14 protein-coding genes are annotated in these 12,875 nt (G+C 31.8%); 10 read left to right on the forward strand and 4 right to left on the reverse strand.

The annotated features are described in order from the left end of the window. Positions 1–40 precede the first annotated feature (40 nt). Complete coding sequence (serS, locus tag ACKTST_RS11985; protein ID WP_408047979.1) at positions 41–1,315, forward strand: serine--tRNA ligase; 1,275 nt, start codon at positions 41–43, stop codon at positions 1,313–1,315. 90 nt (positions 1,316–1,405) lie between these two features. Here serS and ACKTST_RS11990 read toward each other — a convergent pair whose 3' ends face one another. Continuing rightward, positions 1,406–1,549, reverse strand: a complete 144-nt coding sequence (locus ACKTST_RS11990; RefSeq protein WP_408047980.1) for a hypothetical protein — start codon at positions 1,547–1,549, stop codon at positions 1,406–1,408. Between the two features lie 121 nt (positions 1,550–1,670). Between ACKTST_RS11990 and ACKTST_RS11995 the strand changes: the two genes are divergently transcribed. The 4 genes from ACKTST_RS11995 (at position 1,671) to mgtE (ending at position 6,117) form a co-directional block, all read left to right on the forward strand. Continuing rightward, on the forward strand, positions 1,671–3,449 hold the full coding sequence (locus ACKTST_RS11995; protein ID WP_408047981.1) for a tetratricopeptide repeat protein: 1,779 nt from the start codon (positions 1,671–1,673) through the stop codon (positions 3,447–3,449). Positions 3,450–3,480: 31 nt separating this feature from the next. Further along, complete coding sequence (locus ACKTST_RS12000; RefSeq protein ID WP_408047982.1) at positions 3,481–3,810, forward strand: DUF4286 family protein; 330 nt, start codon at positions 3,481–3,483, stop codon at positions 3,808–3,810. A 77-nt stretch (positions 3,811–3,887) separates the two neighbouring features. After that, on the forward strand, positions 3,888–4,691 hold the full coding sequence (rsmA, locus tag ACKTST_RS12005) for a 16S rRNA (adenine(1518)-N(6)/adenine(1519)-N(6))-dimethyltransferase RsmA (protein WP_408047983.1): 804 nt from the start codon (positions 3,888–3,890) through the stop codon (positions 4,689–4,691). 76 nt (positions 4,692–4,767) lie between these two features. Further along, positions 4,768–6,117 (forward strand): magnesium transporter, encoded by a 1,350-nt coding sequence (gene mgtE, locus ACKTST_RS12010; RefSeq protein ID WP_408047984.1) that lies wholly within the window; start codon positions 4,768–4,770, stop codon positions 6,115–6,117. Here mgtE and ACKTST_RS12015 read toward each other — a convergent pair. Beyond that, positions 6,114–6,791, reverse strand: a complete 678-nt coding sequence (locus ACKTST_RS12015; protein ID WP_408047985.1) for a LysE family translocator — start codon at positions 6,789–6,791, stop codon at positions 6,114–6,116. The genes mgtE and ACKTST_RS12015 overlap by 4 nt on opposite strands. Before the next feature lie 22 nt (positions 6,792–6,813). Beyond that, a complete protein-coding gene (locus ACKTST_RS12020) occupies positions 6,814–7,857 on the reverse strand; it encodes a 2Fe-2S iron-sulfur cluster-binding protein (protein ID WP_408047986.1) in 1,044 nt (347 codons plus the stop codon). Between the two features lie 165 nt (positions 7,858–8,022). Here ACKTST_RS12020 and ACKTST_RS12025 point away from each other — a divergent pair, with 165 nt between their 5' ends. Genes ACKTST_RS12025 through ACKTST_RS12040 form a run of 4 tightly spaced genes read left to right on the forward strand, consistent with a single transcriptional unit; the run spans position 8,023 to position 10,367 of the window. Next, positions 8,023–8,361 (forward strand): PadR family transcriptional regulator, encoded by a 339-nt coding sequence (locus ACKTST_RS12025; protein ID WP_408047987.1) that lies wholly within the window; start codon positions 8,023–8,025, stop codon positions 8,359–8,361. A 34-nt stretch (positions 8,362–8,395) separates the two neighbouring features. Further along, on the forward strand, positions 8,396–8,998 hold the full coding sequence (locus tag ACKTST_RS12030) for a hypothetical protein (protein WP_408047988.1): 603 nt from the start codon (positions 8,396–8,398) through the stop codon (positions 8,996–8,998). A gap of 2 nt (positions 8,999–9,000) precedes the next feature. After that, positions 9,001–9,666, forward strand: coding sequence for a hypothetical protein (locus ACKTST_RS12035; protein ID WP_408047989.1), 666 nt, complete (start codon positions 9,001–9,003; stop codon positions 9,664–9,666). Between the two features lie 2 nt (positions 9,667–9,668). Next, entirely contained in the window at positions 9,669–10,367 is a 699-nt protein-coding gene (locus tag ACKTST_RS12040; RefSeq protein WP_408047990.1) for a hypothetical protein, read from the forward strand. Positions 10,368–10,370: 3 nt separating this feature from the next. Here ACKTST_RS12040 and rsmI read toward each other — a convergent pair whose 3' ends face one another. After that, positions 10,371–11,042 carry a 16S rRNA (cytidine(1402)-2'-O)-methyltransferase gene (gene rsmI / locus ACKTST_RS12045; protein ID WP_408047991.1) on the reverse strand — a complete coding sequence of 224 codons (672 nt, stop codon included), beginning with the start codon at positions 11,040–11,042 and terminating at the stop codon, positions 10,371–10,373. 38 nt (positions 11,043–11,080) lie between these two features. On the opposite strand from rsmI, the gene dxs reads away from it, so the two are divergent. Further along, positions 11,081–12,850 carry a 1-deoxy-D-xylulose-5-phosphate synthase gene (gene dxs / locus ACKTST_RS12050; protein WP_408047992.1) on the forward strand — a complete coding sequence of 590 codons (1,770 nt, stop codon included), beginning with the start codon at positions 11,081–11,083 and terminating at the stop codon, positions 12,848–12,850. The last annotated feature ends 25 nt before the right edge of the window (positions 12,851–12,875 follow it).

Below are 12,875 nucleotides of genomic sequence, written 5' to 3' on the forward strand. Positions count from 1 at the left end.
GTTGCTTCTTTTATCTTTGCCTTTCTAAAAAAATAAAAAGATGTTACAGGTTCAGTTTATTAGAGAAAACAAACAAACTGTTTTAAACGGATTAGCAAAACGTAACTTTGCTGATGCCGAAGCAATTATTGAAGAAGTGTTAAACACTGATGAAACTCGTAGAGCTACTCAAGTTTCATTAGACAATATATTGGCTGAATCTAACAAAATATCCAAAGAAATTGGTAATCTTTTTAAATCTGGTGAAGTACAAAAGGCTAACTTATTAAAAGAAAAAACAGGTCAGTTAAAAGAGCAATCTAAACAATTAACTGAAGAATTAGCTACCGCTACTGATAAGTTAAACGACTTATTGTATCAAATTCCTAACATTCCTCATGCTTCAGTAAAAGCAGGAAAGAATGAAGAAGATAATGAAGAAGTTTTTAAAGAAGGAATTATTCCTGATTTAGGAGAAAACGCATTACCTCATTGGGAGTTAGCTAAGAAATACGACATTATTGATTTTGACTTAGGTGCAAAAATTACAGGTGCAGGTTTTCCTGTATATAAAGGAAAAGGTGCTCGCTTACAACGTGCTTTAATCAACTATTTCTTAGATAAAAATACCGCTGCAGGATATAGCGAAGTACAAGTTCCGCATTTGGTAAACGAAGCTTCAGGTTTTGGCACCGGTCAATTACCAGATAAAGAAGGGCAAATGTATCACGTAACTGGTGATAATTTATACTTAATTCCAACTGCAGAAGTACCAGTAACCAATATGTTTAGAGGTGATTTGGTTCAAGAAAGCGATTTACCTATTGCTGTAACTGGTTACACACCTTGTTTCCGTCGTGAAGCAGGAAGTTACGGAGCGCACGTTCGTGGATTAAATCGTTTACATCAATTTGATAAGGTGGAAATTGTTCGTGTTGAGCATCCTGATAATTCATACAATGCTTTAAATGGAATGGTTGAACATATTAAAGAGATTTTACGTGAGTTAAAATTACCGTATCGAATTTTACGTTTATGTGGTGGAGATACAGGTTTTACTTCTGCTTTAACGTTCGATTTTGAATTATACTCAACCGCTCAAGAACGTTGGTTAGAAATTAGTTCGGCTTCAAATTTTGAAACTTTTCAAGCAAACCGCTTAAAATTACGTTTTAAAAACAAAGAAGGAAAAAGTCAGTTGGTACATACTCTTAACGGAAGTTCGTTAGCTTTACCAAGAGTATTAGCAGGTATTTTAGAGAACTATCAAACAGAAAATGGAATTAAAATTCCTGAGGTGTTAGTTCCTTACTGTGGTTTTGATATGATTGATTAATCATTTAAGAAAATAAAAAAGAAAATCCCAAGCCTCAACTAAGAGCCTTGGGATTTTTAAATTAATCAATCCCCATTGAAAAAAATATTTTTAGTTGGCAACAACCGCTACCATTAATCTTTTGTATTTGTTCATTTCTAATAATGCTTCAAAATATTGAGTTATCTGACCTTTTCTCATAAACTCATTTGCATTTTGCTTCGCTATCTCGTATTGTTTAGTAAAGTTTTTCATAATTGTAAGGTTTAGTTCTTTTTACTAATAAGACAAAGTTCGTGCCAAAATGTTACAAAGCTTTTAAAAAAACCACCTCTTTTAATAGTATTTTAACAATTTTGTTACGTATTTTTGATAGATGAAAAAAGCCATTATTCTATTTAATTTACTGATTTTAAGTTTGTTTTGTTATTCGCAACAAAACGAATTTGTTATTGCTGAAAATTATTTTAGAAATAATGAATTTGAAAAAGCAATTCAGTTGTACAAAGACTTATATGATAAAAGTCCGTACAATACTACTTACTTAAAAAGGTTAGTTACCTGTTATCAGGAAACCGAACAATTTGTAGTTGCAGAGAAATTACTTCAAGAAAAACTTCAAGAAAAACCTAATTTAACCTATCTGCTTGTTTTTATTGGCTACAATTTTGAACGACAACAAAAAACTGAAGAAGCTAACAAACAGTATCAACTAGCTATACAAGCGATTGAAAACAGAAGTAATTACGGTTCTTTAATTGCTGGTTTATTTAAAAACTACAACAAATTAGATTTTGCCATTGAAGCTTATCAAAAAATAATGGCTGTCAATGAAAAAGCTAATTATGGATTTCAACTAGCGCAGATTTATGGTGAAAAAGGAGATTTTGAGCAAATGTTTGAATCTTATGTTGATTTAGTTGACAAGAACCCCGATTATCTTAACAATGTTAAGCGATATGCTGGAAGATATATAAGCGATGATGCCGAAAACGAAGCCAACATCTTATTTAAAAAGGCTTTGTTACGCAAATCTATTAGTAATCCAAAAGATATTTGGAACGATTTATTGTCATGGCTATTTATTACTCAAAAACAATACGGAAAAGCACTTATTCAAAACAAAGCTTTATTAGCTAGAGACGTAGATAATTTAGGAAAAATAAACGACCTTGGTAAAATAGCATTAGAAAATAAAGATTATGAAACCGCTAAAGAATGTTTTGATTTGGTTATTGAAAACACCAATTATCCGCAAGATAAATTCAAAGCAATCAATAACAATTTAAAAATCGCTATTGCTACAAAACAACCCGATATTGAGCAACAGTTTGATGTTATTTTTAAAGAATATGGCATAAACACCAACACTTTTTTTACACAAATCGAATATGCCAACTATTTAACTTTTGAAAAAGGAAACCCTGAAAAAGCAGTAATAGTTTTAGAGAAAGCACAAGAATTTGCAAACTCAAAACTTTCAAAAGCAATGATAAAACTAAAACTAGGCGAAGTGTTAGTTTACACGGGTAAATTTAACAAAGCGCTGATTTACTTTTCTCAAGTGCAAACACAATATAAAAACCATTATTTGGGGCAAGAAGCTCGATTTAAAGTTGCACAAACCTCTTATTTTAAAAGTGATTTTACCTGGGCGAAAGCACAATTAAAAGTATTAAAAAGTTCGGCAACACAACTAATTGCTAACGATGCTGCCGATTTATTTTTAACGATTTCCGACAACGAACCAAAAGACAGTATTTCTTCGGGATTAGCAACCTATGCAAAAGCCGATTTATTAGCGTTTCAAAACAAAAACGACGAAGCTATTGCTATTTTGGATGATATTATACAAAACTATAAAGGCCAACCCATTGAAGACGAAGCGTTGTTTAAACAAGCAGCATTGTATGTTAAAAAGCAAAAATTTGATGAAGCAATTTTAAACTACGCTAAAATAATTGCTTTAGATAAAAACGGAATTTATGTTGACGATGTGTATTATCACATGGCAGAATTGTACAATAACGAATTAAATAACCCTGAAAAGGCAAAAGAATACTATCAAAAGATTATTTTTGACCACCCATCGAGCATCTATTTAGTTGAAGCTCGAAAAAAGTACAGAAAACTAAGAGGAGACGATATCAATTAAAAGAATCGACTCGCAAAAAATCATTACAAAAATGTACATATATAATGTAACTATAAATATAGACGAAAGCATACATGCAGAATGGCTAACATGGATTGAAAGCCATATACCAGAAGTATTAGCCACAGGGCATTTTTTAAGTGCTAAAATGACGCAAGTTTTAGTTGAAGAAGAAATGGGAGGTATCACCTACTCTATTCAATACACCGCAAGAACACGTGAAGATTTAGATAATTATTATAAATATAGTGCTGAAAAATTACGTAATGACGGACTAAAAAGATTTGCTGATAAAATGCTTGCTTTTCGTACTGAGCTAAAAGTAGTAAACGAGTTCTATCCAACGGTAAATAGTAATTAAAACTGACAAAAGAACCAAGATAATAGATGCTAGACATTTCTTTATTCTAGCCTCTAAACATCTTTCAATCTTAAACCATGACTGTAAAAGCTAAAAAACATTTAGGACAACATTTTTTAACCGATGAAAACATCGCAAAAAAAATTGCAGATTCACTTACCGAAAAAGGATATGATAATGTACTAGAAATTGGCCCAGGAATGGGGGTTTTAACTAAGTATTTATTAGAAAAAAAGCCAAAAGTTACCGTAATGGAACTTGACTCTGAATCGGTTGAGTATTTACAAGAAACTTTTCCTGTTGAACATATTAAGTTAGACACTTCTAAAGATAAATTCACCATCATTGAAGGTGATTTCTTAAAAAAGAATTTCGTTGAAACCTTTAATCAACAACAAGTAGCAATTATTGGTAATTTTCCATACAACATCTCTTCTCAAATTGTTTTTAAAGCAATTGAAAACCGTGAATTTGTACCTGAATTTTCAGGAATGTTTCAAAAAGAGGTTGCTGAGCGAATCGCTGAAAAAGAAGGAAGCAAAACTTACGGAATACTATCAGTTTTAACACAGGCTTTTTACGATGCAGAGTACCTATTTACAGTACCTCCATCCGTGTTTAATCCGCCACCAAAAGTAGATTCAGGAGTTATTCGCTTGATTAGAAAAGAAAATTACACACTTCCTGTTGATGAAAAACTATTCTTTAGAGTCGTAAAAACTGCTTTTAATCAACGAAGAAAAATGCTTCGATCTAGCTTAAAGTCTTTCAATCTTTCGGATAGCTTAAAAGAAGACCCTATATTTGCGATGCGTCCTGAGCAGTTATCTGTAGAAAAATTCATTGATTTGACGCAAAAAATAGCTCAAGACACGAATTAGAAATCAATTTCTGACATAAAAACTTCATTTTTGTTTCAGAAAAGTTAATCTCGACTATCGAGTAAAATCGCAAACGATGGCATTAGAAATTACAAAAGAGTTACTAAACAATGTTGAAGACATGATTCAAAATCAGAAAGACGCAGCTCTTTCTGAATTGTTTGCAGACATTCACCATGCCGATATTGCCGAAGTGTTAGACGAGCTTTCTTTTGACGATGCCGTTTATATTATTCGTTTACTTGATAGTGAAACTACTTCTGATGTATTAATGGAAGTAGACGAAGAAGTTCGTGAAAACATTTTTGAACAACTTTCTACCAAAGAAATTGCCGAAGAAATTGATGAATTAGATACCGATGACGCTGCCGACGTTATTGCTGAACTTCCTGAGGAACGTAAACAAGAGGTAATTCAGCAAATTGAAGACCGTGAACACGCCAAAGAAATTGTTGAACTATTACGCTATGACGAAGATTCTGCTGGTGGTTTAATGGCAAAAGAGTTGGTAAAAGTAAACGAAAACTGGAACGTACTTACGTGTGTTAAACAAATGCGCCAACAAGCAGAATATGTTACCAGAGTACATTCTATTTATGTGATTGATGATGAAGGAAAATTAAAAGGTCGTTTGTCTTTAAAAGACTTGTTAATGGCATCAACTAGGGCTAAAATTTCTGATGTATACATTCCTAATGTTGATTTTGTTAACGTAAACGACAAAGCAGAAGAAGTAGCTAACATTATGCGTAAGTATGATTTAGAAGCAATTCCTGTAATTGATGAACTAGGAGTGTTAGTAGGTCGAATTACCATTGATGATATTGTAGATGTAATTAAAGAAGAGGCTGAAAAAGATTATCAGTTAGCAGCAGGTATTACACAAGATGTAGATTCTGAAGATAGCATTTGGGATTTAACCAAAGCGCGTTTACCTTGGTTGTTTTTAGGTTTAATTGGTGGTGTAGGTGCTTTTTTAATTATGGAAGGTTTCCACGAATCTTTTAGTGAAAATGCTGTGTTATTCTTTTTTACTCCTTTAATTGCGGCTATGGCAGGTAATGTTGGGGTACAATCATCAGCAATTATTGTACAAGGCTTAGCTAATGACGATGTAAAAGGAAGTATTAAAAATCGTTTAATAAAAGAAATGTTACTAGCCGCACTAAATGGTTTTATGCTAGCATTGGTTTTATTTGCTTTTATTTGGGGATATAGTGGTGAAGTTCAAAAGGCTTTTGCTATTTCAGTTTCTTTAATTGTAGTGATTATTGTAGCTGGATTAATAGGGACTTTTATCCCTTTATTTTTACATAAAAGAGGAATTGATCCAGCAATTGCAACGGGTCCGTTCATTACAACAAGTAATGATATTTTTGGAATTTTAATTTACTTTACAATTGCCAAAATGATTATTGGCTTTTAATTTATTGATTCTACTTTTTCAATCAGATTGTCAATTTTTTCTTCAGGAATAAACCCTTTAAGCATTAATACAGCTCCAAAAACGATTAATAAGACTCCCATTCCTCGTTTTATACGATAAATAACCAATGGTGTTAATCTGCTTTTTAATTGTTTTGCTAGCAAAATCTTACATAAATCGGTAAGAGCATAACCAGTAATAACCGTTGCAAAATACCAAAACAAATACTTCGGATTCATATCATAAGTAGGTCCTACAACAACGATTAACCCAAGCCAGAAAGCTAATACACCAATATTTATGAAGTTTAAGAAGAATCCTTTTAATAAAAGCTTTAAGTAGTTATTACTTTCAGGAAGTAAAACATCTGGAGCTTCTGCTTCTTTTTTATTATTCTTATCTAAATAAGTAATTAATCCGTAAACGATTAATACCAGTCCTCCAATTAAAAAAAGTCGAGGATCATCTTTTATTTTTTCTAACAGACTTCTACTTCCAAAATAGGCAATTAACATAAATGAAATATCACCTAAAATTACACCTATATCAAAAGCAATAGCAGCTCTTGCTCCTTTTAAAACGCTTGTTTTTAAAAGCATAAAAAACACTGGCCCAATCATAAAAGCCATAAAAACACCCACTAAAAAAGCGTTTTTAAAATCGTAAAAATCCATAGCTATAAAATTACGATTTTACTTACACATCATCAAAATCTATCACCACTTTTGCTGTGGTTGGATGAGCTTGACACGTTAGTACTAATCCTTCTTCTAATTCATCATCTGTTAAAATAGAGTTTTTAGTCATTACAGCTTTACCCTCGGTAACTTTAGCAATACAACTACTACAAACCCCACCTTGACACGAATAAGGAGCGTCTAATTTATTACGCAAACTCGCTGCTAAAATCGTATCGGTTTGTTTCATAGAAAAAGTGGTTTTCTCGTCATCTAACAACACCGTAAGCTCAGTTTCTCCATCTTTAATCTGATCTGTATTTTCTTCAGAAGTCGTAGCAGTAAACAATTCAAAATGTATGTTTGAACCCTCAAAACCATTTTCTTTTAAAGTTTCAGTAGCTGTAGTAATCATTTCTTCAGGACCGCATAAATAAGCTGCATCAAAAGAAACATCTTTGTGTAAATTCTTTACAAAATAGTTTACATGTCCTTTGTCAATTCTACCAAACAACGAATTTTCTTGTTGTTCTCTACTATATACATAGTGTAAATTGAATTGATTAGGATATGCCTGCTGTAATAAGTTTAAATCGTTGAAAAAAATAGTATCGTTAATACTTTTATTTCCATAAACCAACGTAAATGTTGAATTCGTATCCTCTAAAACAGTTTTAACCATTGATAAAACAGGAGTTATTCCACTACCTGCTGCAAAAGCGATATAGTTTTTGTCATCTTCTGGTAAAAGTGTAAATTTTCCTTCGGGTATAGCAACTTCTAAAACGTCAGCTTCTTTAAGTTGTGTAGTAGCGAAAACTGAAAACTTACCGTTCTCAACAGCTTTTACTGCCACTTTTAATTGGTTACTTTTTGGAGAAGCACATATAGAATACGCGCGTCTTATTTCCTCTCCGTTTATCGTTGTTTTTATTGTAATATATTGTCCTGCAACAAACTGAAATTTCTCTTTTAATTCTTCTGGAACCTTAAAAAGAATTGAAACTGCTTCCTTAGTTTCTTTTATAATCTGTTTTATCGTTAGTTTATGAAAAGTACTCATGTAGTCAAATTTGAAACGCAAAAATAACAAACTCAACACGAACAAAAGTTAGGGTTTTTATAAAATACATACCTAAGAGTTTTATACATAAGAAAATTATGTATATTTGTTTCGAGTCACAAAGACTTAAAAATTGCCCTAATTTAACTATTAAGTGGATCTATAATGGGAAATCAGAAATTATATAAAGGATCATTACAAACTATTATTTTGAAATTATTAGCTCAAAATGATAAGATGTATGGCTATGAAATTACGCAAAAGGTAAAAGAATTAACTAAGGGAGAATTGCAAATTACTGAAGGAGCTTTATATCCTGCACTACATAAGCTAGAAGCTGAAGGCTTGCTAGATGTTGAAGTGGCTAATGTTGGAAATCGTTTACGCAAGTATTACAAACTCACTGAAAACGGAACCAAAGAAACGGTTAATCGTCTTTCAGAAATGCAAGAGTTTTTAAACACCATGCAGCAATTAGTAAATCCTAAGTTTGGTTTAGAATAAAATGGAAAAGAAATATACAATAACCGAAAAACAATTGGCTTTTTTAGATAGCTTTTTAGACAGAAAAGGTTATACAAATAACGAAACAAAGTTCGAATTAATGGATCATTTAATTTGTGATTTTGAAGAAAATGGTAATGGAAACTTATCCCAGTTTCTTTCAAATAAATTGTATTTCATAGAGCAACAAAAATTTAAGAAAGAAAAGATTTTTAACAGATTATATTTCAAAGAGATGTTAAAAGAATTTGTTTCATTTTTTATAGACTTTAAAAAGATATCTATTACAATTTTACTTTTCTTTTTATTTTACTTAACTACAGTGTTTTTTTCTGAAAAAGTGGTACTTATTGTATTTGCAATTAGTTTAGTTTCTATCCAATTATATGGTCTTTACACATGTTTTGTAGAAAAAGAGCTAAGAAAATTAGAAGAATTCAGAGCTTTGGCTGCAGCTGTTTATTTGCCTTCTATCGTGGTTCATTTTTTCCCTTTTTTCAAAGGTTTACTAAATTATAAAATAGCTTTCAGTATTTTTTGGGCGCTGGTTTTTATACTTATGTTATCTTTTAGTGTTTATACAAAAAGAAAAAAGGATGAACTTGTAGATAAATACAAGTATTTAATAAAGAAATAGCTATGAAATTAACAAAAGAGCAAGTACAAAGAATTGATTCTTTTTTACAAGGAATAGGAGCTGATTATATTGATATTCGATTAGAAATGGTAGATCATATCGCTTCTGAAATTGAAGAGAAAGTTGAAGATGTTGAAGAGTTTTTTGATAACAAAAAATTCCAAACTCACTTTGTTAAATACATGCTAAGTAGAAAAGACAAATTAATTGACCAGTACAATAAACAAGAGAAAAGACTAACGTGGTTTTGTTTAATATTAATTTTTAAAGACTTTTTAAAGCAATTAGCTAGAATTCAAAATTTAAATCTTATCGCATTAATATCTGTTCTTTGCTTTATAGTTGGTCCAAATTTTTTAAAAGCAACAACAATTATCATGCTTTGTTTGTTGTTTGGACTTTTGTTTTTTGGAGCTAAGAGAACATCCCTTTTTTATAAAAAATATAAAGATGTAAAGATTATTAGAACATACATGGCTTTAATTTCATTTATAATAATTATTCCCATGCAATTCACTAATTATATAGACATTTTATATAAAGGAAATTACAACTTAAATACAATTTATATGTACTATATTTCTTTTGTACTAGGCTATTTATTAAATCAAAGTTTTTTATCTAAAAAAAGAGAAATTGAAAATAAATACCAATTCTTAATTAACTAGTTATGCAGGTAACAGAACAACATATCCAACAATTATACAAGTTTACACGTCAGCACTATGTTGAGCATTACGACGTACAAACCGAATTAGTAGATCATTTGGCTAACGATATCGAACAAATTTGGTCAGAAAACCCTATATTGACTTTTGAGCAAGCGCGTGACAAATCATTTAAAAAATTTGGTGTATTCGGTTTTATGAATGTGGTTGAAGAAAAGCAAAAACAAATCCAAAAAAAGTACTTCAAGCTAATTTTCTCTTTTGTAAAAGAATGGTTTTCCTTACCTAAAATTATTTTAACAGCAACAATGGTTTTCAGTTTTTATCTTCTTTTACATTTTTCGTTTGCTGAATATTTATTTATAGGATTTTTCTTTTCTTTTTTTATAGCTGAATTAACCATAATGTTCAAAAAAAGAAAGAAACTAGATTTAAAGTTTAAAAAAACAGGAAAAAAATGGATGTTTGAAGACATCATTGAAACCCAAGGTTACGGAAATGTGGTATTTATAACATTCTATATTTTTCAATTTTTAACTCCCAATTCATACGAAAACTTAACCGAAATTGCTAGAATAACTATATCATTAGCAACTTCTTTAACCTTTATTATTGGTTATGTGAGTTTGGTAGTCATTCCTAAAAAAGCAGAAGAACTACTTGAAGAACATTATCCAGAATATAAACTAGCAAATAATTAAAAACTACTTTTTCCCTTCAACAATAATTACAATTTCACCTTTAGCAGGTTTCTCTGTATAATATGATAGTACTTCTTTTACGCTTCCTCGTTTGGTTTCTTCAAACAGTTTTGTCAATTCTCTAGAAACTGATATTTGCCTGTCTTCACCAAAATATTCAGCAAAATTGGCAAGTGTTTTTAACAATTTGTGCGGACTCTCATAAAAAATCATGGTTCGAGTTTCTTCCGCCAACAATTGTAAACGCGTTTGACGTCCTTTTTTTACCGGTAAAAACCCTTCAAATACAAACTTATCATTAGGAAGCCCCGAATTCACCAAAGCAGGCACAAATGCTGTAGCTCCAGGCAAACACTCTACATCAATGTTATTTTGTACACAAGCTCTCGTTAATAAAAACCCCGGGTCAGAAATCGCAGGAGTACCGGCATCCGAAATCAATGCAAAGGTTTCACCACTTTGTAATCGTTTTACAATAGTTTCTACCGTTTTATGTTCGTTGTGCATGTGGTGCGATTGCATGGGTGTGGCAATATCAAAGTGCTTTAATAGTTTTCCACTTGTGCGTGTATCTTCTGCTAAAATATAATCTACTTCTTGCAAGATTTTTAACGCTCTTAGCGTTATATCTTCTAAATTTCCTATCGGTGTAGGCACCAAATACAACTTATTCATACAACAAAGCTACAACAAAGTTTTCTTACATTTGTGCTATGCCAAAAAAGCTGTTAAAAAATATTTATTTTCCTTCGGATGTAAGACAATTATCTCCTGAAAATCTTCCGAAACTCGCACAAGAGTTACGTGAATTTATTATTGATGTTGTAGCAACCAAAGAAGGACATTTAGGGGCAAGTTTAGGTGTGGTGGAACTAACCATTGCGCTACATTACGTATTTAATACACCTGAAGATTTATTGGTTTGGGATGTAGGGCATCAAGCATACGGACATAAGATTTTAACCGGAAGAAAAGGTGTTTTTCACACCAACCGTCAGTTTGATGGAATTTCAGGTTTCCCCAAACGCACAGAAAGTGAGTATGATACTTTTGGTGTGGGACATTCCTCAACGGCTATTTCTGCTGCCTTAGGAATGGCAATTGCTTCACAGCTACAAGAAATTGAAAAACATCATATTGCGGTAATTGGAGATGCATCAATAGCTAGTGGAATGGCTTTTGAAGCCTTAAATCATGCAGGAGATACCAATGCAAATTTGTTGGTTGTTTTGAATGACAATGCTATTGGAATTGATCCTTCTGTTGGAGCCTTAAAAGATTATTTAACCAAAATTAAATCTCCAAGGCTAGAAGTTGAGCAGCACAATATTTTTGAAGCATTAAACTTTGATTATTCGGGTCCTATTGATGGTCATAATTTAGAAGAATTAATTATTGAATTAGAGCGATTAAAAAATGTACAAGGACCTAAATTTTTACATGTAATAACCACTAAAGGAAAAGGATTACAGCAAGCAGAACAAGACCAGGTAAAATACCACGCACCAGGAAAGTTTGATAAAATTTCAGGAAACCTTCTCCCTAAAGATGCAAGTAAATACACCAAGTTTCAAGATGTTTTTGGTAAAACTATTCTGGAATTAGCACAACAAAACGATAAAATTGTCGGTATTACACCAGCTATGTTAACAGGAAGTTCTTTAAAATTCATGTTAGAAAAATTCCCAGAAAGAACTTTTGATGTTGGTATTGCCGAACAACACGCAGTAACCTTAGCCGCAGGTATGGCTACCCAAGGATTAATTCCGTTTTGTAATATTTATTCTACCTTTTTACAACGCGCTTACGACCAAGTAATTCATGATGTAGCTTTGCAAAATCTACCAGTAATTTTTTGTTTAGACAGAGCAGGATTGGTTGGTGAAGACGGAGCAACACATCACGGAGTTTTTGATTTGGCTTATTTACGTTGTATTCCCAACTTAATTGTATTTGCACCTCGCAATGAGATAGAGCTCAGAAACATTATGTACACCGCTCAATTAGGCTTAGAACATCCTATTGCGATTCGTTACCCTAGAGGAACTGGTAAATTAGAACATTGGCAACTCCCTTTTGAAAAAATAAAAATAGGGAAAGGAACCTGTTTAAAAGAAGGAAATCAACTTGCAGTGTTGTCCATTGGAACTATAGCTGATAATGTTTCAGAAGCGATAAATCAGCTTGAAAACAATGAAGCCGTAGCTCATTACGACTTGCGTTTTGTAAAACCTTTAGACACTCAACTTCTCGATATCATATTTAATACGCTTGATAAAATAATTACTATTGAAGACGGAACTATTTGCGGTGGATTTGGAAGTGCAGTGTTAGGATATGCTTCCGAAGTAAATTACAAAGGAAATATCCAACTTTTAGGTATTCCTGATGAATTTATCCATCATGGAACTATTCAGCAACTACAAGAAATTTGTGGAATTGATACTACTTCCATTAAAAACACAATTCAAGATTTATTATAAAAAAAGCGAACCAAATTTGGTTCGC

The organism is Tenacibaculum crassostreae, assembly GCF_964512405.1.
GTDB classification, from domain to species: Bacteria; Bacteroidota; Bacteroidia; order Flavobacteriales; family Flavobacteriaceae; genus Polaribacter; species Polaribacter crassostreae.

Coding starts and splice junctions, on each gene's coding strand:
- serS (WP_408047979.1), top strand. CDS start 41: ATGTTACAGGTTCAGTTTATTAGAGAAAACAAACAAACTGTTTTAAAC.
- ACKTST_RS11990 (WP_408047980.1), bottom strand. CDS start 1,549: ATGAAAAACTTTACTAAACAATACGAGATAGCGAAGCAAAATGCAAAT.
- ACKTST_RS11995 (WP_408047981.1), top strand. CDS start 1,671: ATGAAAAAAGCCATTATTCTATTTAATTTACTGATTTTAAGTTTGTTT.
- ACKTST_RS12000 (WP_408047982.1), top strand. CDS start 3,481: ATGTACATATATAATGTAACTATAAATATAGACGAAAGCATACATGCA.
- rsmA (WP_408047983.1), top strand. CDS start 3,888: ATGACTGTAAAAGCTAAAAAACATTTAGGACAACATTTTTTAACCGAT.
- mgtE (WP_408047984.1), top strand. CDS start 4,768: ATGGCATTAGAAATTACAAAAGAGTTACTAAACAATGTTGAAGACATG.
- ACKTST_RS12015 (WP_408047985.1), bottom strand. CDS start 6,791: ATGGATTTTTACGATTTTAAAAACGCTTTTTTAGTGGGTGTTTTTATG.
- ACKTST_RS12020 (WP_408047986.1), bottom strand. CDS start 7,857: ATGAGTACTTTTCATAAACTAACGATAAAACAGATTATAAAAGAAACT.
- ACKTST_RS12025 (WP_408047987.1), top strand. CDS start 8,023: ATGGGAAATCAGAAATTATATAAAGGATCATTACAAACTATTATTTTG.
- ACKTST_RS12035 (WP_408047989.1), top strand. CDS start 9,001: ATGAAATTAACAAAAGAGCAAGTACAAAGAATTGATTCTTTTTTACAA.
- ACKTST_RS12040 (WP_408047990.1), top strand. CDS start 9,669: ATGCAGGTAACAGAACAACATATCCAACAATTATACAAGTTTACACGT.
- rsmI (WP_408047991.1), bottom strand. CDS start 11,042: ATGAATAAGTTGTATTTGGTGCCTACACCGATAGGAAATTTAGAAGAT.
- dxs (WP_408047992.1), top strand. CDS start 11,081: ATGCCAAAAAAGCTGTTAAAAAATATTTATTTTCCTTCGGATGTAAGA.